We start from the raw sequence: 22217 nt of genomic DNA, 5'->3' as shown, positions 1-22217 counted from the left end.
GAAACAGGATGAAACAGGTTGTTGACAAGATCAGAAGCAGACATCCACTGTGAACGTGCACAGTCCAGCTCAGCCCAGCGCGCGCAGCGCTCACCGGGGCGGCTGGGCTCCCCTGAGGAGGAAGACAGATGCAAGGACACAGAGGCTTGCGCCGGGCGGCGCTCACTGCCACAGCGTTGCTACTGCTGGTAGCCAGCTGCTCGGGCACCGAGTCGGGCCCGTCGGCGGAAGGCACCAAGCCCGCCGAGAACGTCAAGCTGACGTTCTGGACCTGGGCGCCGAATATGGACAAGGTGGTGGCCGGCTGGAACGCCAAGCACCCCGAGATCCAGGTCACCGTGAACAAGCAGGACGGCGGCGACCCGGCGGTGACGAAGCTGCTGACCGCGATCAAGGCCGGCAGCGGCGCGCCCGACCTGATGCAGGCCGAGTACCAGAAGATCCCGACCCTGGTCTCCGCCGACGCTCTGGCCGACATCTCCAAGAACCTGGGCGAAGGCGTCGCCGGGCACTTCCCCGAGACCGTGTGGAAGTCCGTGACGCTGGGCAGCGACGCCGTGTACGGCGTGCCGCAGGACTCTGGTCCGATGCAGTTCTACTACCGCGCGGACATCTTCAAGCAGCACGGCCTGACCGTCCCGACCACTTGGGAGGAGTACGCGCAGACCGCCCAGAAGCTGCACGCCGCCGACCCGAAGAAGTACCTCGGCACGTTCTCCGCGAACGACCCGGGCTGGTTCGTCGGCCTGGCTCAGCAGGCCGGTGCATCCTGGTGGGGCATCGAGGGCGAGTCCTGGTCCGTTTCGGTCGACGACGAGGCGACCCTCAAGGTGGCTGACTACTGGGGCGGCTTGGTCGAGTCCGGTGTGATCGCCAACTTGCCGATGTACACCCCGGAGTGGAACGCCGCGCTCAACAACGGCACTCAGGTCGGCTGGCTCTCGGCCGTCTGGGCGCCCGGAGTACTGGAGGGCAACGCCGCCGCCACCAAGGGGAAGTGGCAGATGGCGCCGATGCCGCAGTGGTCGAAGGACCAGCCGGCGACCGGCAACTGGGGTGGCTCGGCGACCTCGGTCACGTCGCAGTCCAAGCACCCGGCTGAGGCCGCGAAGTTCATCGAGTGGCTGAACACCTCCCCCGAGGCCGTCCAGGCACTCGCCAAGGTCAGCGGCATCTACCCGGCCGACCAGCCCGGCCAGAGCGCGGCCCTCGCGGCACCGCCGGCGTTCTTCGCGAACCAGCCCGACTTCTACAAGGTCGCCGCTGACACGGCCAAGACGGCCCGCAGCTTCACCTTCGGCCCGAACGTGAACGTCGCCTACTCGGCCTACACCGACCAGTTCGGCAAGGCAGCGGAGTCCAAGTCCAAGGCCGGCTTCACCGCCGCGGTCCGCGCGATGCAGAAGACGACGCTGGACAATCTCAAGAGCTCCGGCTTCTCGGTCAAGTGAGCAGCTCGTCGATCCGGCGCCGTTCCGTCGCGCCGTACGCCTTCCTCGCGCCGGCGGTGCTGCTGTTCGGCGCCTTCCTCGCCCTCCCGATCGGGTACGCCGTGTACCTCAGCCTGCGGACCGTCAAGGTCCGCGGGCTGGGGCTCGGCAAGGGTTCCCGGGAACAGGTCTGGGCGGGACTGTCCAACTACTCCAAGGCGATGACCGACCCGGACTTCGCCGCCAGCGTCCTGCGGGTCGCGGCGTACGGGGTGCTCGTGGTCCCGGCGATGCTCGGGTTCGCGCTGCTGTTCGCGTTGCTGCTGGACAGCCCGCGGGCCCGCGCGACGAAGTTCGCCCGGCTCGCGATCTTCCTCCCGTACGCCGTACCGGCGGTGATCTCGTCGTTGCTGTGGGGCTTCCTCTACCTGCCGTCGGTCAGCCCGCTGTACTACGTGTTCGGCAAGGTCGGCTGGGAGGTGCCGAGCGTGCTCGGCTCCGGCTCGGTGATCTACGCGGTCGCGAACATCGCGGTCTGGGGTGGCCTCGGCTTCAACATGGTCGTCATCTACACCGCGCTGAAGGCGATCCCGACCGAGATCTACGAGGCGGCCAAGCTGGACGGCTGCGGCGAGATCTCGATCGCCTGGCGGATCAAGGTGCCGGTGGTGCTGCCCTCGCTGATCATGACCTTCGTGTTCTCGCTGATCGCGACGCTGCAGGTGTTCGCCGAACCGGTGACGCTGCGGCCGCTCACGAACACGATCTCCAGCACCTGGACGCCGTTGATGAAGGTGTACCGGGACGCGTTCACCCGCGACGACCTGCACTCGGCGGCGGCCACCTCGGTGATCCTCGCCGTGGCCACCTTCGTGCTGTCGTTCGGCTTTCTGCGGTTGGTCCAGAACCGCGCCTTCAGCCAGGAGAACTGATGACTGCCAAGCGCTCCAGCCCGATCAGTACGGCGATCCTCCTGGTGGGGGCCGGCTATTGCCTGCTGCCCGTCCTCTGGGTCCTGATCGCCTCGTCGAAGAGCGGTACCGAACTGTTCTCCACCTTCACCTTCGCCCCGTCGACCCATTTGTTCGGCAATCTCGCCGACCTCACGCAGTACCGGGGTGGGCTGTTCTGGCGGTGGATGGCGAACACCGCCCTGTACGCCGGTGCCGGCGGTCTCCTGTCGACGATCGTCTCGGCGGCCGCGGGGTACGGGCTCGCGAAGTACTCGTTCGCCGGGAAACAGGGCATCTTCAACGTGCTGCTCGCGGGGGTGCTGGTGCCGAGCGTGGTGCTGGCCGTTCCGCAGTACCTGCTGCTGGCGAAGCTCGGGCTGACCAACACGTACTGGGCCGTGCTGCTGCCGAGCATCATCAGCCCGTACGGGATCTACCTCGCCCGGATCTACGCGGCCGCCGCGGTCCCCGACGATGTGGTGGAAGCGGCCCGTACCGATGGCGCGGGCGACTTCCGGATCTTCCGGTCGATCGCGTCGCCGCTGATGGCACCCGGGCTCGTCACGGTGTTCCTGTTCCAGTTCGTGGCGATCTGGAACAACTTCCTGCTGCCCTACATCATGCTCGGCGACGACAAGCTGTTCCCGCTCACCGTCGGACTGTCGGGGCTGCTCAACCAGGGCGCCTCCCAGCCGAGCCTCTACACCTCGGTGATCACCGGGTCGTTGCTGTCGATCCTGCCGCTGCTCGCGCTGTTCCTCACTCTGCAGCGGTACTGGAAGGTCGATCTCGCCGCAGGCGCGGTCAAGACGTGACACTAGACTCAACGCCTGTGGAACACAGCGGCGGCCGCAGGCGACCGACCATCAAGGACGTGGCCGCCGTTGCCGGTGTCTCGCGGGGCACTGTCTCCCGCGTGCTCAACGGCGGCCACTGGGTGTCCCCGGAAGCGCTCACCGCGGTCCAGGCCGCGATCCGCTCGACCGGGTACGCCGCCAACCGGCACGCCCGCAGCCTGGTCACCGGCCGGGCCAACTCGGTCGCGTTCCTGCTCACCGAGCCGACGCAACTCCTCTTCGAGGACCCGAACTTCTCGGTCCTGCTCCGCGGCGCGGCCGACGCCCTGGCCAAGCGGGACATGCCGCTGCTGCTGATGGTCGCCGGTACTGCGGAGGAGCGTCGCCGGGTGACCGACTACGTCACGGCGGGCCACGTCGACGGGGTCCTGCTGATCTCGTCGCACGCCGAAGACCCGGTGGTCGCGTCACTGCTGCGCGAGCAGGTCCCGGTCGTTGCCTGCGGCACCCCACTCGGGTACGAAGGCAAGGTCGGGTACGTCGCGGCCGACGACATCGCCGGTGCGCGGGAGATGGTGCGGCACCTCCGCGACACCGGCCGCCGGCACATCGCCACCATCACCGGACCGCTGGACACCCCGGGCGGCGTACAGCGGCTGCAGGGCTATCGCGACGAGCTCGGCGCCGACTACGACGAGGGATTGGTTGCCCACGGCGACTACTCCAGGCTCGGTGGTCAGCGCGCGATGGCCGAACTGCTGGCGGCGCGACCCGAGATCGACGGTGTCTTCGTCGCGTCCGACCTGATGGCGGCGGGCGCCCTGGCGACTCTGGCCACGCACGACCGGCGAGTGCCCGAGGACGTGGCGGTCGGCGGATTCGACGACTCCTGGCTGGCCGCGACCCTGGTACCGGCGCTGACCACCATGCGGCAGCCGTTCGAGCGGATCAGCAGTGAGATGGTCCGGGTGCTCGGCGAGGTCATCAACGGCGAACAGCCCGCGACCGTGATCCTTCCCACCACCCTGGTCCGCCGCGACTCGACCTGACGACTAACTTGGCGTCCATGCCTTCTGAGCTGATTGCTTACTCGCAGGACTTGTCCGCCACAGCTGCCGAGGCTGCCCGCCTTGTCGCTGACGATCTTCGCGCCGCCTTCCGCGGCGGGATGGATGTCGAGTTCAAGCGCGACAAGCACGACCCGGTGACCGTGCACGACCGGCGTGCCGAGGAAGCCATCTCGGCTCTGCTCACCAAGCAGTTCCCCGGCAGCAGCGTCGTCGGCGAAGAGGACGGCGCCCACGAAGGCTCGGGCGAGGTGACCTGGTACGTCGACCCGATCGACGGTACGGCGAACTTCGCCCGCGGACTCGCCTTCTTCTGTACGTCGATCGGCGCTGTGCTCGACGGCCGAGTCGTCGCCGGTGCGGTCCTGGATCCGATGGCCGGCCACCTGTTCACGGCCGACCTGTCCGGCGCCTGGCTCAACGGGGACCCACTGCGCTCGACGGGTGCTCGCGAGGAGGCTGAGGCCATGCTGCTCACGAGCTACCCGGCCGCCCGCGACCTGGCCGGCGGGGCGGAGTCCGCATTGGTTGCCTATGGCGACCTTGTTACGGCGTACGGGACCTTGCGCCGGCCGGGCAGCGCAGCGCTGAGCATCTCGCACGTGGCAGCCGGCTGGGCCGACGCGACCGTCGGTACTTCGATCAGCGCCTGGGATGTCTCCGCTGCTCAGCTGATCGTCCAGCAAGCCGGCGGACACTATCTCCCCTTCGGCGGCTCCGGCTGGGACCAGCCCCACTTCGCTGCCTACACAGCTGATCTGGCCCCCGCCGCCCTCACCCGCTTCATCGGTGGCCTCCCCCAGTAGTTAGTGTCTGGGGGTCCGACGATTCGAGAGGAATGCATGCGTTTCACCACGATGTCCCGTCGCCGTACGATCACCGCCCTGGGGCTGGCCGGAGTACTGGCCACCGGTTCCGCGGTCACCATCGCGCTGACCGGACCTGAGACCTCACAAGCCGCAACTCAGCAGGCACAGACCGCGACGGCCGCCGCCGCGATCACCTGCAGTTCGGCGACCGGCGGGAAGCCCTTCTACGACGGGCCTTCCGCGTCCAAAGTCTATGACGCCCGCTTCAGCGGCAGTGCCGCCGTACCGAGCCTCGGGACTCACACTCCGCAGGGCATCGGCACCTGGTGGAACTGGGACGGCAAGAAGAACCTGCTGCTCGTCTCGGCCTACCGCAAGGGCGCGAAGTCACGGATCTACGGCATCGATCCGGCCACCAGCAAGACCGTCGGCATCGTCGAGATCGACGCCACCCACGCCGGCGGGATCACCACCAGCAACGGCTGGGCCTTCGTCCAGGGCAGCACCAACGGCATCCGCAAGTACAAGCTGTCCACGCTGAAGACCGCGATGAAGGCGGCCGGCAACCCCCTCATCAAGCCGGTCGGCGCGGAGCGCAAGGTCTACGGCGCGTCGTTCCTGACCAGCTACGGCGGCTACCTGTGGTCGGGCAAGTTCAACGACAAGGGCCGCGACAAGATGTACCAGTACAAGATCAACAGCAACGGCTCGCTGACCACGATCAACAAGGCGTGGGAGGTGCCGACCAAGACCCAGGGTCTGCTCGTCACCGGCAGCCACTTCGTCTTCAGCACGTCGTACGGGCGCGACAAGCGCAGCAACCTGTACGTCGTCCGCCGGGGTCAGCCCGACCTCGACAAGGCCAAGCTGAGCTGCTTCCGCGCCCCGAGCATGTCCGAAGGCATCACCGAGTTCGGCGGCCGCGCGTACCTGCTCTTCGAGTCCGGCTCGCACCTGTACCGCGGCGACTCCAAGACCCTGAACGTCATCCCCCGCTTGCACAAGGCAACAATCGCCTCCCTCACCAAGCTGGCCTGAGCCGCCGATTTCTCCAAGACTCATCTGCCCCCACCCACTCCCCGTTCATTCGCCCCTTTTTGACCCTCTGTGGAGACAGCCCGACGTTGCGGGGATGAGCGATGAGGGTCAAAAAGGGGCGAATGAACGGGGAGTGGGGGCATGATTCTTGTCACCGGAGCAACCGGCACCATCGGCAGCGCAGTACTGCGCCAACTCCTCGCAGCGGGCCATCCCGTCCGTGCCCTGACCCGCGATCCGGCCAAGCTCGCCGGTTCCGCGGCCGACGTCGTCCGAGGGGACTTCGACGACCCCGACTCACTTGCCCGCGCCGTGGACGGCGTCGAGGCGGTCTTCCTGCTCACTGTCGCGCGACCACCGAGCACGCGGCACGACGAGGCACTCCTGAAGGTCGTCGGGGATGCCAGGATCGTCAAGCTCTCGGGGATCGGCGCGGGCGAGGTGTTCGACGGCGGCACGGTCGGCTACTGGAACCTCGCCGCCGAGCAGGTGGTCAAGCAGAGCGGGCGGACGTGGACCATCCTGCGTCCGTCGAGCTTCGCCACGAACGTGCTCGCCGCGGAAGGGCAGCCCGTGATCAATCCGACCGGCGACGCACGGCAAGGGGTGATCGATCCGGCCGACATCGCCGCCGTCGCCGTCCAGGCGTTGACCGAACCCGGCCATCATGGGCAGACCTACACGTTGACCGGTCCCGAACTCCTCTCCGTGCCAGAGCAGGTGTCCCAGCTGAGCGAGGTACTGGGGCGGACCGTCCCAACGATCGACGTCGAGCCGGCCGAGCTTGCGCGTCAACTCGCGGAGTACGGCGAAGATGCTGCGTCGATCGAGGCGATGGTGCGAGGAGTCAGCTTCGCCCGGGCGGGGCGTAACGCAGTACTGACTGGTGACGTCGAAAAGGTTCTCGGCCGGCCCGCGGGAAGTTTCGCCGACTGGGCGCGGAGTCAGCTGGCCGACTGACAGGCCGTTGCCGCCGGCATCTTTCCCAGGGCGAAGGCGGCCGGCGGCACGCCCATCAGCGCTTTGAACTCCGTGGTCAGGTGAGCCTGGTCGTAGTAACCGGCGTCGATCGCGAGCTGTGCGAGCGGCCGCCGCTCTGCGCGATCGATCACGGCCCGCACCCGGCTGATCTTGGCGAACTGCTTCGGGGAGATCCCGAGGGAGGTGGCGAAGACCGTCCTCAGCTGCCGTTCACTGACGTGCAGTCGCCGGGCCGTCTCCGCCACCTTCATCCCTGTGGCGAGCAGCCCGGTGGCGCGGCGAATCAGCATGGTTCGGTCTGTGCCGGCTTCAGCCGACAACCCGGCGAGCAGCGTCCGCGGGCCTTCGGCAACCAATCGGCGGGCGACTCGATCGCCTGTCAGCGCCGCCAACGGAGCCGCCTGGTCGACCAACTCGGCAGCCGCTCCACCGAGCAACCCTTGTGCTGCCTCGGGCTTCAGGCGCAGCTTGAGCCACGACCGTCCCGGTTCGGCCGCGTGATAGACCGCCCGCGTTCGCGGACCCATCACGACCAGATCGTGCCGGAATCCTTCGTCGAGCCGAAGCGCCAACGTCACCGCGTGGTCGGGCCCTTCGAGAACGACCTGCCCACTGTCCCGAAGGTCACCCTTGACCATGCTCTCGATCGCCCCGCGGACCTCGCTCGGCACGGTCAGAGCGAGTTCCCGGTGGATGATCACCTGACCACTCTAGGTACCAGCGCGGTCGTCGCGTTGGGGCGGACCGCCGCCACTCACAAACCTCAACTGCTCGCACCCCGCCAGGCGTGCACAGGCATGCTCCCGGGTGGAAACGGGAGGTTTGTGAGTGGCGGAGGTCCGGGGCCCCTAGAGCATCATGATGGCGGCGGTGATGCCGGCTAGGACTACGAGGATGCGGAGCAGCGTGGGTGGGAGGAGGCGGCCGAGGTGGGAGCCGGTGTAGCCGCCGACGATGGAGCCTAGGGCCAGGAGGCCGGCGGCGGTGTAGTCGATGTCGGCCACGAAGACGAAGATCAGGCCGGCGACGAGGTTCGCGGCCAGTAGGGCCAGGGTTTTCAGGGCGTTGACGATGCGCAGGTCCAGGTCGAGACCGAGGCTCAGGACGGCCATCATCATCACCCCGGCGCCGGCGCCGAAGTACCCGCCGTAGACGCCGGTGAGCGCGGCGAAGACGGTGGTCGCGGGCGACATGACGGTACGAGGTACGTGCTCGCCCGGGTTGCGGGAGCGCAGCCAGCGGGAGATCCAGGGCTGGGCGCCGACGAGCAAGCAGGTGAAGAGGATCAGCCACGGGACGATCGATTCGAAGACGCCCGGCGGAAGCGCCAAGAGGAGTGCGGCACCGCCGACCGAGCCGACGGCGCAGGTGATCATGATGATCCACGTGATGCGCGGCTGCTCCCGCAGCTCCCGTCGATAACCGAGCGAACCGCCAAGCCCGGCAGGGATCAGGCCCACGGTGTTGGACACGTTGGCGACCACCGGCGGGATGCCGAGGGCAATCAACACCGGAAAGCTCAGCAGCGACGCGACGCCGACAGTCGAGGTGAGTACCCCGGCGCCGAACCCGGTCGCGACAACCGCGAGGTGCTCGAGCCCCGTCACGGCCGCTCACGCGGCGACGCGCCGTCGCCAGGCTCACGCGGTGACGCGCCATCGCCAGCATCGCGCGTCGGTGCGCCAGGCTCATGCGGCGGCGCGGGGTCGGGCTCGCGGAGGAGGGCGACGTCGCTGACCAGCATGACGTGGTCGTGCATGGCCTTCGCCGCGGCGGCCGGGTCGCTCGCGGCGATCGCGCCCGCGACTCGCCGGTGCCCAGCCAGGGATTCGCTTGGCCGTCCTGGCTGTGACAGCGACTCCAGCCGCGTCTCCTTGATCAGGTCTTCCAACGCAGCCATCATCTGCGCAAGCAGCTCCGACCGCGCCGCTCGAGTCACGGCTCCGTGGAACAGTTCGTCGCCCTCGACCCCACGTCCGCCCGCCGCGATGTCGCGCTCCATCTCCTCCAGCGCGGCGCGGATGGCAGCAAGATCAGCATCAGTACGCCGTACTGCGGCCAGCGCGGCGAGTTTCGACTCCAGCGCGTCACGCGCCTCGATGATCTCGGGTAGCCGGTCCGCATGCGCCCGGATCGCATCGATCACCGGACCGGTCCGGGCCCGGTCGGTCAGCACGGTGCCGTCGCCGTGCCGGACCACCACCACCCCGATCACCTCCAGCGCCACCAGCGCCTGGCTCAAAGTCGCGCGGCTCACCCCCAGCCGGACCGCCAGTTCACGCTCGGGCGGCAGCCGGTCGCCGGCGCCGAGACCGTTCTCGGCGATCCACTCGGTGATCTGTTCCGCGACCTGCTCGTACAGCCTGGTGCGGAGTACGGGACGCGGGTAGCGGTCGTCTGCCATGAAGGAGAGCTTATTGACAATTGGGTCACTGAGCTATTGGCTAGGCCAGTGAGCCACGCCGCATGGCTGGAACTTCCGCCCCGGAGTTAGGACCACACCATGGGACCAGAGTGGGTAGCGATCCTCGCCCTCATCGCGCTCTTCGTGATGGGCACGCTGCTACCGATCAACATGGGCGCGCTCGCGTACGTCGCGGCGTGGCTCGTCGGGATGTACTCGCTCGACCTGAGCGAGAAGGAGATCCTGGCCGGCGTCAGCGGCGATCTCGTCCTGACCCTGATCGGCGTCACGTACCTGTTCGCGATCGCCAAGAACAACGGCACCGTCGACCTGATAGTGAGCAGCGCGGTGAAGGCCGTCCGCGGCCGGGTCGCGCTGATTCCCTGGGTGATGTTCGCGGTCACCGCGCTGCTGACCGCGATCGGCGCCGCCAGCCCGGCCGCGTGCGCGATCATCGGGCCGATCGCGCTCGGCTTCGCCGGCCGGCACAAGATCAATCCGCTGATGATGGGCATGTTCGTCGTGCACGGCGCGCAGGGCGGTGGGTTCTCGCCGATCAGCATCTACGGCACGATCACCAACTCGGTGATGGAGCAGAACAACCTGCCCTCCAGCGAGCTGACCGTCTTCCTGGCCAGCCTCGCCGTCAACCTGGTGATGGCGGCAATCCTCTTCATCCTGCTCGGCGGCCGCAAGCTGATGGCCCAGCGCGCCGACGCGGACGACCCGGACACACTCGCCGACCACCTGCACCGCGGCGGCGCGACCGTCCCCGCCCGCGGAACCGGTACGACAGCGCCGACCGGCACCCAGGCGCTAGTGCGCCATGTCGGCGGTTCCGTTAGCGATACCGGCGCACTACGCGTACGGCGGGATCAGGTGTTGACGCTGGTCGCGTTTGTCGGGGTCGCCGTGGTCGCATTGGTCTTCGACAAGAACATCGGGTTCGTCTCGATCACAGCCGCCGTCATCCTCGCGACCCTTGCACCCAAGGAGCACAAGGATGCGGTCCGGCAGATCGCCTGGCCGACCGTGCTGCTTGTCGCCGGTGTCAGTACCTATGCGGCGATCCTGACCAAGGCGGGTTCGCCCGAGTTCGTCGGGAAGTGGGCGGCCGGTCTCGGCGCGGCCGTGATCGGCGCGTTGATCCTCTGTTACGTCGGCGGCGTGGTGTCAGCGTTCGCATCGTCGACCGCACTGCTGCCGGTGATCATCCCGATCGCCGTCCCGCTCATCGCCAACGGCGGGATCAGCGCCGGCTTCTTCGTCGCGGCGCTGGCGGTCGCCTCCACGATCGTCGACGTCAGTCCTTTCTCGACCAACGGAGCGCTGATGCTCGCGAACAAGCCCGAGACGATCACGGAACCTCTTTACTACAAGCAGATTCTCCTCTACAGCTCGATCGTGGTCGTCGTCGGACCGCTCCTCGTCTGGGCCGCTCTCGTGCTGCCGGGCTGGTGACGCCGATGCCCGGTCCGCTCGACGGAGTACTGGTGGTCGATCTGTCCCGCGCGCTCGCGGGTCCGCACGCGACGATGATGCTCGGCGACCTCGGCGCGCGGGTGATCAAGGTCGAGGCGCCCGGCTCGGGCGACGACACCCGCGGCTGGGGACCACCCTTCGTGGGCGGGGAGTCGACCTACTTCCTGTCGGCCAACCGCAACAAGGAGTCGATCGCGCTCAACCTCAAGGACCATGCCGACCGCGACGTGTTGCTGAACCTCGTCGATCGCGCCGATGTCCTGGTGGAGAACTTCCGCACCGGCGTACTCGACCGGCTCGGGCTCGGCATCAACGCGTTGCGCGAGCGCAATCCCCGGCTCGTCGTCTTGTCCATCACCGGTTTCGGCCACGACGGACCTGAAGGCGGGCGCGCAGGCTACGACCAGATCGCCCAGGGCGAGGCAGGGTTGATGTCGCTGACCGGATCGGGACCGGATGATCCACAGCGCGTCGGTACGCCGATCGCGGATCTCCTGGCCGGCATGTACGGCGCGTACGGCGTGGTCGCTGCGCTTCACGAACGCGGCCGGACCGGCATCGGCAGCGTGGTCCGTACTTCGTTGCTGGCGGCGACGGTTGGCGTCCACGCGTTCCAGGGCACGCGCTACACGGTGGCCGGTGAGGTTGGCGTTGCTCAAGGCAACCACCATCCGTCGATCGCGCCCTATGGGCTGTTCCGGTGTGCGGACGGCGCGGTGCAGATCGCCGTGGGGAGTGAGGGCCTGTGGCAACGGTTCTGCGCGGCGTTCGGGATCGACGGCGAAGGGCTTTCGACGAATGCCGAGCGCGTCGCCCAGCGCGAGCGGGTGATCGACCTGGTGGAGACAGGCTTCTCGGGGCTCGAGGCGGAGCCATTGCTGGAGCGGTTGAGCGAAGCGGGGATTCCGGCCGGCAAGGTGCGCCGGCTGGATGAGGTCTATGCGTGGGATCAGACGGCGAGTCAAGGACTGCTGATCGACGTCGAGCACTCGACGCTGGGCGCGATCAGGCTGCCAGGGCCGCCGTTGCGTTTCTTCCAAGGCGATGCGGAGACAACGCCGGCCGAGCACGCCGCTCCCCCGACGCTGGATCAGCACGGCGACGCGATCCGGGAGTGGCTGGGATGACCGCGCGCGAGCTGATCGAGGTGGTGCTCGACCCCGGCTCGTTCGAGTCGTGGGATCAGCCGGTCGAGCGCGACCCGTCGAGCGGCAATCCGTCGTACCGGGCGCAGCTCGACGCGGCGGAGATGCGAGCGGGGACGGACGAAGCGGTGCTGACCGGCCGAGCGCTGATGCGTGGGCGTCCGGTCGCCGCGGTCGTGAGCGAGTTCGCGTTTCTGGGCGGTTCGATCGGCCGAGCCGCGGCCGCCAGGATCACAGCCGCCGTACTGCGGGCGACGGCCGAGCGGCTGCCCATCCTCGCGTCGACCGCCTCCGGTGGGACGCGGATGCAGGAGGGCGCGCCCGCGTTCGTCGAGATGGTGCGGATCTCGCGCGCGCTGATGGAACACAAAGCGGCCGGGCTGCCTTATCTCGTCCATCTGCGCCATCCGACCACAGGCGGCGTGTTCGCATCGTGGGGATCGCTCGGGCACATCACCGTCGCCGAGCCGGGTGCGCTGATCGGCTTCCTCGGGCCGAAGGTCTACGAGGCCTTGTACGACAAGCCGTTCCCGGCCGGAGTACAGACGGCTGAGAATCTCGCCGCGCGCGGGGTGATCGACGGCGTCGTCGAGTCCGCCGAGCTGTCCGTGCTGCTCGATCGAGCACTCAGCGTCCTGGTCGATCCGCTGGCCGCACCGACGCTGGCCCGGCGTACGGGCTCGATCGGATCGGCCGACGGCTGGGATTCCGTCCTGCGAACCAGGCGCGCCGAGCGTGCCGGAGTACGGGACCTTCTTCGTTACGGAGCCACCGCCACGGTCCGCCTGACCGAGGCGGACGCAAGCGTGCTGGTCGCGTTGACCAGACTGGACGGCCAGCCGTGTGTGCTCGTCGGCCAAGACCGCTCGCAGCACAAGCCGATGGGGCCGACCGCCTTGCGCCAGGCACGACGCGGCATGCGCTTGGCCGAAGACCTCGGCCTGCCACTCGTCACCGTGATCGACACCCCCGGCGCGGAGCTCTCCCCAGCCGCCGAGGAAGGCGGTGTCGCGGCCGAGATCGCCCAATGCATCGCCACGCTCGCGATCCTCAAGGTGCCAACGATCTCAGTACTGCTCGGCCAGGGCACTGGCGGCGGCGCGCTGGCCTTGCTCCCGGCGACAACGGTGATCGCCGCCGAACACGCCTGGCTCGCTCCACTCCCCCCGGAAGGCGCGAGCGCCATCATGCATGGCGACACCACTCACGCAGCGGACATGGCCTCGGCCCAGCACATCACCGCAACCGCGCTCCACGGCACCGGAACAGTCCACCACTTGATTCCAGAACGAGACGACGACACGGCCGAGTCTCTCGCGCTCGCCGTGGTCGCCGAATGCGCCAGCCACCTCAGTGCTTGAGGAATCCCAGCGCCCGGCTGCCGGGCTGGGTGTACGGTCATAGCAACCCCCGGGGACCAGGAGTTCCGCGGCGCACGACGCTCGGCAGAGCTCAGGCAGCCCACGCGACACCCTCACCCGGGAGCACCTCATGGCCAAGAACAAGGGCGGACGCGAAGTCCGCAAACCCAAGCAACCCAAACAGCCGAAGACCAGCGACTCGACGATCATCCCGCCGACGAAGCAAGGCCGTAAGTAGTCACACCGATCCGGCGCCCGATCCGCTGAGCATTCTCATTGGAGTGCTCGGCGGGAGCGCGTGACGGTTCCCGCGATCAGCCGGCCGGGGTTTTCATCCGGGCGTAGCGCACGCCTGCCGCGAACCTGGTCTTGACCACCAGTACTTCGAGCAGCCGCGACACCTCGTACCGGACGGTGCGCACGCTGATGTCGAGCCGCTCGGCGATCTGGTCGTCGGTACAGCCCTCGCTCAGCTGGTCGGCGATGAGGTGCTGGCGCGGCGTCAGGTCGACCTCCCGGTCGCGCAGTTCACCCGCCCGGATCGCGGACCGGCGGACGGCCTTGAGGTACTGGCCGGCCGCGTTGACCGCCTCCGGGCCGCTCATCAGCATCAGGCTGCGCTGCCCGTCGGTGACCGGCCCCTCGACGAGCACCCGCTCGCCGTCGATCAGCTTCATCTGGATCGGCCCGCAGGCGACGTAGTACGGCATCTCCTCGGCGCCGATGATGAAGTCGGTGACGGCGCCCGAACCGCCGCTGGGATCGAAGAAACTCTTCATCCGGACGCCGCGCTCGACCAGCTCGCAGTTCACCCGGTGGCTCGGCGCGAACGACTCCACCGTCTGGTGCCGGGTGGAGGTGACGGCGATCAGCTCGCCGGCACCGGTGCATTCGTCGTGCAGCCAGTCCCGCATCCCCTGCAGATCGCGGCCGAAGAGGTGCACCTCCGCCCGGCACGACCGGCCACTGGCCCACTCGTCGCAGTGAGCCGCGCGCACCAGCTGCAAGCGGAGGGAGGCATCCATCACCGCCTGCCGCCCAGGAAGTCTGATCTCGTCGCGTGCCATTCCCACCCCCGTGGTTAGCCTCGCTCCGATACTGCCATGCACGGGGTGCACCCAGCGGCTAGTTCTCCGGCGGGGGTTGGGAAATGCAGTCGGTGGCGCCGCTCGGGCGCGGATACGGTTGCGCAAGGCAATGATCAGCGGCGCGGTCTCGGCCCCGGACCGCCCCCACTCACAAACCTCACCTGGACGGTCCTGGTCAGGCGTGGGTGGGTGTGCCTTGGGCTGCATGGAGCAGGTTTGTGAGTGCTGGCGGTCCGGGCCCGCCACCCACCCCACTGCGGTGCCACCCTTCCTTCCCCACGGTTCCACACCCTTGCCCAGACCGACCCGGTACTGCGCTGACCCCGGTGGCACGCGATGCTGTTCCGCGCACGTTCCGACCGAACAGGAGCAGGGCCGATGAACGACTACTACACCGACGGTCGCCAGAACCGTGCGCTCGAAGAGCTCAGGGATCAGATGGCGGCGGCGGCCTCCGAGGCCTCGACGATGCGGTTCCGGCTGTCCCAGATCCAGGGCGGCATGGAGACCCGGCTGCAGCGGCTCACGACCGCCTTCGACGCCTTCGTCGAGCTGTCCGACATCCGCTTCGACCTGATCGGCTACGCGGACGCCGCCGAGGCACGCCGGCATGCGCGGCAGGTGCTGTCGGCATTGGCATCCGACGAGACTCCTCCCGCGCCAGGACGCGAAGTACACGGGTACTGGCTCGGCCCTGCCGTGGAAGCGGTTCGCGGCCTCGCTGCCGGTAGCCCGGACGAGAGCGTGCTGGCCAACGCGATGGCGCTGGACGAGCGCCGTACGTCGATCTTCCTGTGTCTCGCGCTAGCCGCTCTCGGCCGGCGGAACGAGGTCCGGGCGCAGTGGCTGGAAACCGCGTTCGGCAAGCTGGCCGCCGACGGCACCATCACCCGTGCGCAGCGCGCGCTGTGGACGACCGCGGCTCGTGGCGGGTTCGGGACCGAAGGTGCGGACGCGATCGTCACGCGCCTGAAGGTGCCGAGCACAGCCGCGCCGCAGCGCTGGGCCGGCCACGTCGAGAACCGTGCCGCCAAAGTCACGACGACCGGCCCGAACTTCAAGGAGATCGCCAACCAGGCCAAGGCCCGCGCCCAGCTCAGCCGGCTGCGGTCCGCCGTCGAGGCCATCACCGACGACACCAGCGTGCTCGAACCCGACCGCGATCTCGCCTACGCAGCAGGCGACAAGCCCGACCCGGACAGCACTTCCGCCGTACTGCGGCAGCTGATCTCCGAAGGCAGCGAGCCCGAGCGGGACGCGCTCGCCCGGGTTGCCGAGCTCCAGAGCCAGGTGAGCTCTGGCGGCGAGCCTGTCGCCGGCGCGATCGACGACTCGGCCGGGACGATCGACGAGCTGCTCGAGGCGGATCTCGGCAACGCCGACGAGCCGCACCTTGCAGCGACGGCGTTGCGGGTGGTGGCAAGCGGCGTACTGGCCGACGCCGAGGTGCTGGCCCAGACGGCGAGCCTGTCCAGCCCGGACAAGGTGAGCACCGAACTCGAGTGGCGGCCGGTCACCCTTCTGCCCGACGGCCCGGAGCGGCAGTCGCTGGCCGCAGCCGAAGCCGCGATCGCCTCGACTGTGCAGCCGCTGTCCGCTCGCGATCTGCGTGGACCGCTGGCGCTCGCCGCGACCGGTCTGGTGGTGGGGATCGGTCTGGGCCTGACCCACCCGTTCTGGATCTTCGCCGGCGCGGTGATTCTTGCCACAGCCGCCTATGGCTACTGGTCGGCCCGGAAGAAGCGGGCCGGCGAGCAGGCCGAGGTGGTCGCCCGGATCGCGAGACTGCGACAGCAGGCCGACGAAGGGGCAGCCGAGCTGGCTGCGTACCGGGCAGGGCAGGCCGACCGCGTCGCGGCCGCCACTGCGGATCTGCAGGAGCTCAGGAAGCGACTCGCGGGCTGATGCCGGCCAGGGCGCGCTTGGCTCGGCGGGCAGGGTCAGGCGTTTTGGCCGTCCATGAGGGTGGCCAGGGAGCGCGGCCGTAGGTCGGTCCAGTGGGTCTCGATGTAGTCGAGGCAGGCCTGCCTGCCGTCGTCGCCGAAGACCTGCGTCCAGCCGGCCGGGACCGCCACGAAAGTCGGCCAGAGGCTGTGCTGGTTCTCGTCGTTGACGAGCACCTTGTACGTGCCGTCCGGGTTCTCGAACGGGTTCGTCATCTCCGGGACCTCTCTTACTTCGGCTCGTTAGTCAGGTTAGCCTTACCTACTAAGACCGCCCCGTCAATCCGGCTGGGCGCGCCTTGACCTCGGCTGAAATTTAGGCAAGCCTAACCTGACCTATCGCTCACCACCCGCCGGAGGAACAACGGATGCGCGTCGTCATGCTCGGTGCCATGACCTGGGGACATCGGACCCTGCAGGCCCTGCTGGAGTCCGAGCACGAGGTCGTATTGGTCGTCACGCACCCACCCGCGGAGGGCGCGTACGAGCAGATCTGGAGCGACTCCGTCGCCGAGCTGGCCACCTCCGCCGGAGTACCGGTGATCGAGCGCAACCGGCCGGACGACGCCGAACTGCTGCAGCAGCTCAAGGAGGCTGACCCGGACCTGATCGTGGCGTCCAACTGGCGCACACTGATCCCGCCGGCGGTCTTCGAGCTGCCCCGCTACGGCACCCTGAACGTGCACGACGCCCTGCTCCCCCGGTACGCCGGGTTCGCGCCGCTGAACTGGGCGATCATCAACGGCGAGACCGAGGTCGGCGTGACCGCGCACATGATGAACGCCGAGCTGGACGCCGGCGACATCGTGCTGCAGCGATCCGTCCCGGTCGGCCCGGCCGACACCACGGTCGATCTGTTCCACGCGACCCTGGCGCTGTTCGGCCCGATCACCGTCGACGCGATCGACCTGATCGCGACCGGCCGAACCGACTGGCCGCCGCAGGACCGGTCGAAGGCGACCTTCTTCCACAAGCGCGCCGACATCGACAACCGGATCGACTGGACCTGGCCCGCGCAGTCCGTGGTCAACCTCGTCCGCGCCCAGCCGGACCCGTACCCGAACGCCTACACCTTCCACAAGGGCAAGCGCCTGAGCATCCTCAAGGCATCCCTGTCCACCGCCCGGTACGGCGGTACGCCCGGCCGCATCTTCTTCCGCGAAGGCCCCGGCGTCGCGATCGTCGCCGGTGCCGACGCGCGCACCGGCGAGAACCCCGCCGTCGTGATCGAGCGGGTCCGGACCGAGGACGGCCAGGAGCTGGCGGCGCTGGACTACTTCACCACCATGGGCGGGTATCTGACGTCCTCGCCGACCTCCTGATGGCGACCGGCCGGTCTGTCCTGCTCGGATCGATCCGTGGGCAGTGGCGGCAGGTAGCGGTCGCGGCGGTGCTGTTCACCGGCTATCAGGTCGGTGAAACCCTTGTCCCGTTGGTGATCGGCGCGGTCATCGACCGTGGCGTCGCGACCGGCGACAGCCGCGCGATCGCCGGCTGGCTCGGCGTACTGCTCGCCGTTTTCGTGATGCTGTCCTACAGCTACCTGTACGGCGCCCGCGCCTGCCGCCGCTCGCTGGTCAACGCCGAGCACGACCTGCGGATGCAGCTGACGCGTCGCGTGCTCGACCACCAGGGTGGCGCCGAGACCGGCCGCTTGCCGGGCAGTCTCACCAGCATCGCGACGTCGGATGCCGAGCGGATCAGCTACGTCAACGGATCCGTTGCCCACGGCATCAGTGCAGTCATCGGCCTGCTCGTAGCCGCGGTCGCTTTGCTGCGCATCTCCCTTCCGCTCGGCTTGCTGGTGCTGCTCGGTACGCCCTTGCTGTTGCTCTTGATCCACAAGCTCGGCCACCCGCTGCAGCAGCGGGCCGACGCCGAGCAGGAGCGTGCCGCCCACGCCTCCGGGATCGCCGCCGACCTGATCTCCGGTCTGCGCGTACTCATCGGCATCGGCGCCCAGCCCGCGGCGGTCGATCGCTACCGCGCGACGAGCCAGGAGTCCTTGCAGGCAAGGCTTCGCGCGACCCGGGCCAACGCGTGGTACGACGGCTCGATCCTGATCGTCAACGGCATCTTCCTCGCCGTGGTGGCGCTGATCGGCGGGCGGCTCGCGGCCACCGGTTCGATCAGCATCGGGGAGCTCATCGCGGCGGTCGGGCTCGCGCAGTTCCTGGTCGATCCGTTGCATTTGCTGGGCGTCGTCAATGCGGAGTTCGCCCAAGGCCGGGCGTCCGCGGGACGAGTGGCCTCGGTGCTGGCCGCTGCTCCGGCGGTCGGCAGCGGGAACGCAGTACTGCCGACACCGTTGCGCGGCTCATTGCGCATCCGCGGGCTGACCCATGACACGTTGGACGGCTTCGACCTCGATGTGGAAGCTGGCGAGATCCTCGGCGTGGTCGCTTCCGACCCGGCCGACTCCATCGCTCTGCTGCGTTGTCTGGCTCGCGAGGTCGAGCCTGGTGCGGGCTGGGTCTCGTTGGACGGAGTCAAACTGACCGACCTGCGGCCGGCCGACGTACGGGCGGCCATACTGGTCGCTAACCATGGCGCGGCGCTCTTTGAGGGCACTGTGCGGGACAACGTCACTGCAGCGGGCTCGCTCGACCTTGAGCGAGTACTGCGTTCTAGCAGTGCCGACGAGGTCGCTGACGGTCTGCATGCTGGACTGGACACCCCCATCACCGAGCGGGGCCAGACACTGTCGGGCGGACAGCGGCAGCGGATCGCACTGGCCCGTGCCTTCGCCGCCGACCGGCAGATCCTCGTACTGCATGAGCCGACCACAGCAGTGGACACTGTCACCGAGGCACGGATCGCTGCTGGCATCCGCTCGCTGCGGGCCGGTATGACGACTGTTGTGGTGACCACTAGCCCTGCCCTGCTTGCAGCGGCTGACCGCGTTGCTGTGGTCGAGGCTGGCGCTGTGGCTGCGTCCGGCACGCATGCCGAACTGATCCGAGACCACGAGGCCTACCGCGCGACTGTGCTGGCCTGATCGCAGCACTGGAAGGCAATGACTGTGACCGATCATCTAGAGGCTCCTTCGCGCGACATTCTGCCTGTGGCCTCTGCTCGCCGGACTTGGGCTGCGCTGGGCCGCCTTGTCCGTCCGCATCGCGCGCTGGCCTTTGGCGCCTTGGTGTTGCTGATCGCAGCGACTGCTGTGGGGCTACTGGTCTCGCCACTGCTCGGACACATGGTCGACCTGGTCGTCGACGGCCGCGGCGCCGGTTCGATGACCCTCCCCGCAATCTCGCTGGCCGTGGTGGCCGTCGGGGTAGGCGTGCTCAATGCGCTCGGTACGTCGACCGGCTCCCGGCTGGGCGAAGTGCTGCTGAGCCGGCTGCGGGAGGCCTTCGTCGAGCGGGCGGTCGAGCTGCCTCTGGGTCAGCTGGAACGTGCCGGCTCGGGCGACCTGTCGTCGCGGATCACCAACGACGTCAACAAGATCGGCGAGGCGCTGCGGTACGCCGTACCGGAGTTCACTCGGTCGTCGCTGATGATCGCCTTGACGCTGGTCGGGCTCGGCGTACTGGACTGGCGGTTCATGCTCGCGGCCGCTGTTGCTGTGCCGCTGCAGGTCTGGACAGCCCGCTGGTACGTACGCCGCTCCATGCCGCTCTACGCCAAGCACCGCACGATCATCGGAGACCAGCAGCACCAGCTGCTCAACACGATCGGCGGCGCAGCCACTGTCCGCGCGCTACGCATCACCGACGACCACGAACGCCAGGTCGAGCGCCGCTCCCGAGCGAACGCCGAGCTGGGCATCACCGAGATCCTGCTGCAGACCCGGTTCTTCAACCGGCTCAACCTGGCCGAAGTGATCAGCCTGACGAGCGTGCTGCTGACTGGCTTCTGGCTGGTCCGCGTCGACGCAGTGAGCGTCGGTGCAGCCACTGCTGCCGCCCTCTACTTCCACGCACTTCTAGGGCCGATCACGTCCGTACTGTTCCTCTTCGACGAGGTCCAGATGGCGACAGTCAGCCTGGCTCGCTTGGTCGGCGTGGTCGAACTGGACACCTCGGCGCCTCGACCGGTCGCCAAGGCAGCTGGTACTCCGGCGGCGGTCACTGTGAAGGCAGTGACTCACTCGTACGAGCCTGGGCATCTAGTACTGCGCGATGTCGATCTTGAGCTGGCTGCAGGCAGTCGTACTGCGCTGGTCGGCGCTAGTGGGGCAGGCAAGACGACACTGGCGAAGCTGGTCGCTGGGGTACATGAACCTACCGAAGGCAGTATCAGCATCACTGGTGCTGATGAGGCGCTGCGACAGGTCGTACTGATCACGCAGGAGGTCCACGTCTTTGCCGGACCGCTGTCGGATGACCTACGTCTGGCTCGGCCGGGTGCTAGCGACGAGGAGCTGGTTGCGGCCCTTACGAAGGTCGGCGCTGTGGATTGGGCTTTGGCCTTGCCTGATGGCCTGTCTACTAACGTGGGCGAGGACGGCCTCCAGCTGACGGCGGCGCAGGCACAGCAGGTGGCTCTTGCCCGGCTCATCCTTATTGACCCGCCTGTCGCGATCCTCGACGAGGCCACTGCGGAGGCTGGCAGCGCGGGCGCACGCATCCTCGAGCAGGCAGCCGGTGCGGCGCTCGAAGGCCGCACTGCACTAGTGGTGGCCCACCGCCTCACCCAGGCAGCAACAGCCGACCAGATCGTGGTCCTAGACCACGGCTGCGTGGTGGAAAGCGGCACCCACGACGCCCTGGTCAGCGCCGGCGGCCGCTACTCCGAACTCTGGTCAGCCTGGTCAGGCACCCGCACCTAACACCCGCGAGTGCTCGCGACGCCTGCGCCGCGGACGCGTCGGCCTGGCGACGGGCACCATCGGTGTGGATAGCCCCTCGTACGGGGGTTCGCCCCCTGCTCTACCAGGGAGCGAACCCCACCAACAGGGGTCAACCCCATCGATGGCGACTGGCGCCGTTGACGCTGTGACCTGATCGCGACTCTCTTGGGGCGGCGCCAGGCGCTTGCCTAGGGCAACACTAGCCGGCTGGGTGGGCTGGTCTGGCCACGCCAGATCCTTCCGATCCGAGCCGATCTTGACTGAGGTTTTAGTCCTGACGCAATACGTGGACCGCTGGCTGCGCTGCCAGTTAGGGTCGCCGACGAATACACGTCGAAGGTCGGGACCGAATCAGCGGGTGAGTCAGAAATGGCTGGATCGGTTGCGACTACAGAGGGGATAAAATGAGATTGAGAAGAATCGGAACACGCGCGGCTGCAACGGTCGTGACGATGATCGCCGCGGCGGTCCTTGTTCCGCTGGCGGCACAGGCAGCACCGAACGTCACGGCCGGAACGACCGGATGGACACCGCAGATCTACCCGCTGTTGGCAGGCGAGTCGGTCCAGCGGAATGTGTCGAGTGCCGATCGGAACGCGGCGCTGGCTCTGTGCTCCTGGGCAGATGGAGTCGCCTGCGTGTCGGTCGGCCAAGGCGACGGCAAACACAGCGTCTTCCACCTGTTCAGGTGCGAAACGCGGACGCTCGCGAACTTCATCGACGCGCTCGCTGTTAAAAACAACCAGACTGGCGGAGCCCAAGTCCATTTCTGGGGGCCCAATAAGCAGGTCTTCATCCCTGCAGACGACAGGATCTACACGGTCGCGGACTCCGCGACGTACGACTTCGATCACCTCGATATCTGCTAAAGGGCACATCGACCCGGGCACCGTTGATCATGGTGTCCGGGTCGGAGCCTTT

The 22217-nt window shown here is 68.1% G+C and carries 20 protein-coding genes; 15 read left to right on the top strand and 5 right to left on the bottom strand.

What is annotated here, in order from left to right:
• The first annotated feature begins 128 nt into the window (after positions 1-128).
• From A3ES_RS0112440 to A3ES_RS0112410, 7 genes are all read left to right on the top strand, one after another.
• A complete protein-coding gene (locus A3ES_RS0112440) occupies positions 129-1451 on the top strand; it encodes an ABC transporter substrate-binding protein (protein WP_026162806.1) in 1323 nt (440 codons plus the stop codon).
• On the top strand, positions 1448-2362 hold the full coding sequence (locus tag A3ES_RS0112435) for a carbohydrate ABC transporter permease (RefSeq protein ID WP_020387143.1): 915 nt from the start codon (positions 1448-1450) through the stop codon (positions 2360-2362). Before A3ES_RS0112440 ends, A3ES_RS0112435 begins: the two co-directional genes overlap by 4 nt.
• Positions 2362-3198, top strand: coding sequence for a carbohydrate ABC transporter permease (locus A3ES_RS0112430; protein ID WP_020387142.1), 837 nt, complete (start codon positions 2362-2364; stop codon positions 3196-3198). Before A3ES_RS0112435 ends, A3ES_RS0112430 begins: the two co-directional genes overlap by 1 nt.
• A 17-nt stretch (positions 3199-3215) precedes the next feature.
• Positions 3216-4229, top strand: coding sequence for a LacI family DNA-binding transcriptional regulator (locus A3ES_RS0112425; protein ID WP_020387141.1), 1014 nt, complete (start codon positions 3216-3218; stop codon positions 4227-4229).
• A 17-nt stretch (positions 4230-4246) separates the two neighbouring features.
• A complete protein-coding gene (locus A3ES_RS0112420; RefSeq protein ID WP_020387140.1) occupies positions 4247-5053 on the top strand; it encodes an inositol monophosphatase family protein in 807 nt (268 codons plus the stop codon).
• Positions 5054-5089: 36 nt separating this feature from the next.
• Entirely contained in the window at positions 5090-6094 is a 1005-nt protein-coding gene (locus tag A3ES_RS0112415) for a hypothetical protein (RefSeq protein ID WP_020387139.1), read from the top strand.
• A 141-nt stretch (positions 6095-6235) separates the two neighbouring features.
• Positions 6236-7054, top strand: coding sequence for an NAD(P)H-binding protein (locus A3ES_RS0112410; protein ID WP_020387138.1), 819 nt, complete (start codon positions 6236-6238; stop codon positions 7052-7054).
• On the opposite strand, the gene A3ES_RS47045 is transcribed toward A3ES_RS0112410, so the two are convergent.
• The 3 genes from A3ES_RS47045 to A3ES_RS0112395 form a co-directional block, all read right to left on the bottom strand.
• Positions 7039-7776, bottom strand: coding sequence for a helix-turn-helix domain-containing protein (locus tag A3ES_RS47045; protein ID WP_020387137.1), 738 nt, complete (start codon positions 7774-7776; stop codon positions 7039-7041). The two genes, A3ES_RS0112410 and A3ES_RS47045, sit on opposite strands and share 16 nt — an antisense overlap.
• Positions 7777-7923: 147 nt before the next feature.
• Positions 7924-8682 (bottom strand): sulfite exporter TauE/SafE family protein, encoded by a 759-nt coding sequence (locus A3ES_RS0112400; RefSeq protein WP_020387136.1) that lies wholly within the window; start codon positions 8680-8682, stop codon positions 7924-7926.
• Entirely contained in the window at positions 8679-9479 is an 801-nt protein-coding gene (locus A3ES_RS0112395; RefSeq protein ID WP_020387135.1) for a FadR/GntR family transcriptional regulator, read from the bottom strand. The genes A3ES_RS0112400 and A3ES_RS0112395 overlap by 4 nt, the downstream gene beginning before the upstream one ends.
• A gap of 99 nt (positions 9480-9578) precedes the next feature.
• Here A3ES_RS0112395 and A3ES_RS0112390 point away from each other — a divergent pair, with 99 nt between their 5' ends.
• The 3 genes from A3ES_RS0112390 to A3ES_RS0112380 are packed head-to-tail and all read left to right on the top strand — an operon-like array spanning position 9579 to position 13467.
• Positions 9579-10940, top strand: coding sequence for an SLC13 family permease (locus A3ES_RS0112390; protein ID WP_020387134.1), 1362 nt, complete (start codon positions 9579-9581; stop codon positions 10938-10940).
• 5 nt (positions 10941-10945) lie between these two features.
• The gene (locus tag A3ES_RS0112385) at positions 10946-12088 is read left to right on the top strand and encodes a CaiB/BaiF CoA transferase family protein (protein ID WP_020387133.1); all 1143 of its coding nucleotides are present in this window, start codon (positions 10946-10948) and stop codon (positions 12086-12088) included.
• Positions 12085-13467 carry a carboxyl transferase domain-containing protein gene (locus A3ES_RS0112380; RefSeq protein WP_020387132.1) on the top strand — a complete coding sequence of 461 codons (1383 nt, stop codon included), beginning with the start codon at positions 12085-12087 and terminating at the stop codon, positions 13465-13467. The genes A3ES_RS0112385 and A3ES_RS0112380 overlap by 4 nt, the downstream gene beginning before the upstream one ends.
• A gap of 314 nt (positions 13468-13781) precedes the next feature.
• On the opposite strand, the gene A3ES_RS0112370 is transcribed toward A3ES_RS0112380, so the two are convergent.
• Positions 13782-14534 carry a helix-turn-helix domain-containing protein gene (locus A3ES_RS0112370; RefSeq protein WP_020387130.1) on the bottom strand — a complete coding sequence of 251 codons (753 nt, stop codon included), beginning with the start codon at positions 14532-14534 and terminating at the stop codon, positions 13782-13784.
• Positions 14535-14933: 399 nt separating this feature from the next.
• On the opposite strand from A3ES_RS0112370, the gene A3ES_RS0112365 reads away from it, so the two are divergent.
• Positions 14934-16460, top strand: coding sequence for a hypothetical protein (locus A3ES_RS0112365; RefSeq protein ID WP_020387129.1), 1527 nt, complete (start codon positions 14934-14936; stop codon positions 16458-16460).
• A gap of 35 nt (positions 16461-16495) precedes the next feature.
• On the opposite strand, the gene A3ES_RS0112360 is transcribed toward A3ES_RS0112365, so the two are convergent.
• Positions 16496-16714: an MbtH family protein gene (locus A3ES_RS0112360; RefSeq protein WP_020387128.1), complete on the bottom strand. Its 219-nt coding sequence runs from the start codon at positions 16712-16714 to the stop codon at positions 16496-16498.
• A 152-nt stretch (positions 16715-16866) separates the two neighbouring features.
• Here A3ES_RS0112360 and A3ES_RS0112355 point away from each other — a divergent pair, with 152 nt between their 5' ends.
• The 4 genes from A3ES_RS0112355 (at position 16867) to A3ES_RS0112340 (ending at position 22165) form a co-directional block, all read left to right on the top strand.
• Positions 16867-17820 carry a methionyl-tRNA formyltransferase gene (locus tag A3ES_RS0112355; protein ID WP_020387127.1) on the top strand — a complete coding sequence of 318 codons (954 nt, stop codon included), beginning with the start codon at positions 16867-16869 and terminating at the stop codon, positions 17818-17820.
• The gene (locus A3ES_RS0112350) at positions 17820-19496 is read left to right on the top strand and encodes an ABC transporter ATP-binding protein (RefSeq protein WP_020387126.1); all 1677 of its coding nucleotides are present in this window, start codon (positions 17820-17822) and stop codon (positions 19494-19496) included. Before A3ES_RS0112355 ends, A3ES_RS0112350 begins: the two co-directional genes overlap by 1 nt.
• 66 nt (positions 19497-19562) lie before the next feature.
• Positions 19563-21275: an ABC transporter ATP-binding protein gene (locus A3ES_RS0112345; RefSeq protein WP_237744931.1), complete on the top strand. Its 1713-nt coding sequence runs from the start codon at positions 19563-19565 to the stop codon at positions 21273-21275.
• Positions 21276-21700: 425 nt separating this feature from the next.
• On the top strand, positions 21701-22165 hold the full coding sequence (locus tag A3ES_RS0112340; protein WP_157630475.1) for a hypothetical protein: 465 nt from the start codon (positions 21701-21703) through the stop codon (positions 22163-22165).
• Positions 22166-22217 lie beyond the last annotated feature (52 nt).

Source organism: Kribbella catacumbae DSM 19601 (assembly GCF_000372465.1).
In the GTDB taxonomy this organism is placed as follows: Bacteria; Actinomycetota; Actinomycetes; order Propionibacteriales; family Kribbellaceae; genus Kribbella; species Kribbella catacumbae.
This window is presented reverse-complemented; position numbering and strand designations above follow the sequence as displayed.

Coding starts and splice junctions, on each gene's coding strand:
- A3ES_RS0112440 (WP_026162806.1), top strand. CDS start 129: ATGCAAGGACACAGAGGCTTGCGCCGGGCGGCGCTCACTGCCACAGCG.
- A3ES_RS0112430 (WP_020387142.1), top strand. CDS start 2,362: ATGACTGCCAAGCGCTCCAGCCCGATCAGTACGGCGATCCTCCTGGTG.
- A3ES_RS0112420 (WP_020387140.1), top strand. CDS start 4,247: ATGCCTTCTGAGCTGATTGCTTACTCGCAGGACTTGTCCGCCACAGCT.
- A3ES_RS0112415 (WP_020387139.1), top strand. CDS start 5,090: ATGCGTTTCACCACGATGTCCCGTCGCCGTACGATCACCGCCCTGGGG.
- A3ES_RS0112410 (WP_020387138.1), top strand. CDS start 6,236: ATGATTCTTGTCACCGGAGCAACCGGCACCATCGGCAGCGCAGTACTG.
- A3ES_RS0112395 (WP_020387135.1), bottom strand. CDS start 9,479: ATGGCAGACGACCGCTACCCGCGTCCCGTACTCCGCACCAGGCTGTAC.
- A3ES_RS0112390 (WP_020387134.1), top strand. CDS start 9,579: ATGGGACCAGAGTGGGTAGCGATCCTCGCCCTCATCGCGCTCTTCGTG.
- A3ES_RS0112385 (WP_020387133.1), top strand. CDS start 10,946: ATGCCCGGTCCGCTCGACGGAGTACTGGTGGTCGATCTGTCCCGCGCG.
- A3ES_RS0112380 (WP_020387132.1), top strand. CDS start 12,085: ATGACCGCGCGCGAGCTGATCGAGGTGGTGCTCGACCCCGGCTCGTTC.
- A3ES_RS0112370 (WP_020387130.1), bottom strand. CDS start 14,534: ATGGCACGCGACGAGATCAGACTTCCTGGGCGGCAGGCGGTGATGGAT.
- A3ES_RS0112365 (WP_020387129.1), top strand. CDS start 14,934: ATGAACGACTACTACACCGACGGTCGCCAGAACCGTGCGCTCGAAGAG.
- A3ES_RS0112360 (WP_020387128.1), bottom strand. CDS start 16,714: ATGACGAACCCGTTCGAGAACCCGGACGGCACGTACAAGGTGCTCGTC.
- A3ES_RS0112355 (WP_020387127.1), top strand. CDS start 16,867: ATGCGCGTCGTCATGCTCGGTGCCATGACCTGGGGACATCGGACCCTG.
- A3ES_RS0112350 (WP_020387126.1), top strand. CDS start 17,820: ATGGCGACCGGCCGGTCTGTCCTGCTCGGATCGATCCGTGGGCAGTGG.
- A3ES_RS0112340 (WP_157630475.1), top strand. CDS start 21,701: ATGAGATTGAGAAGAATCGGAACACGCGCGGCTGCAACGGTCGTGACG.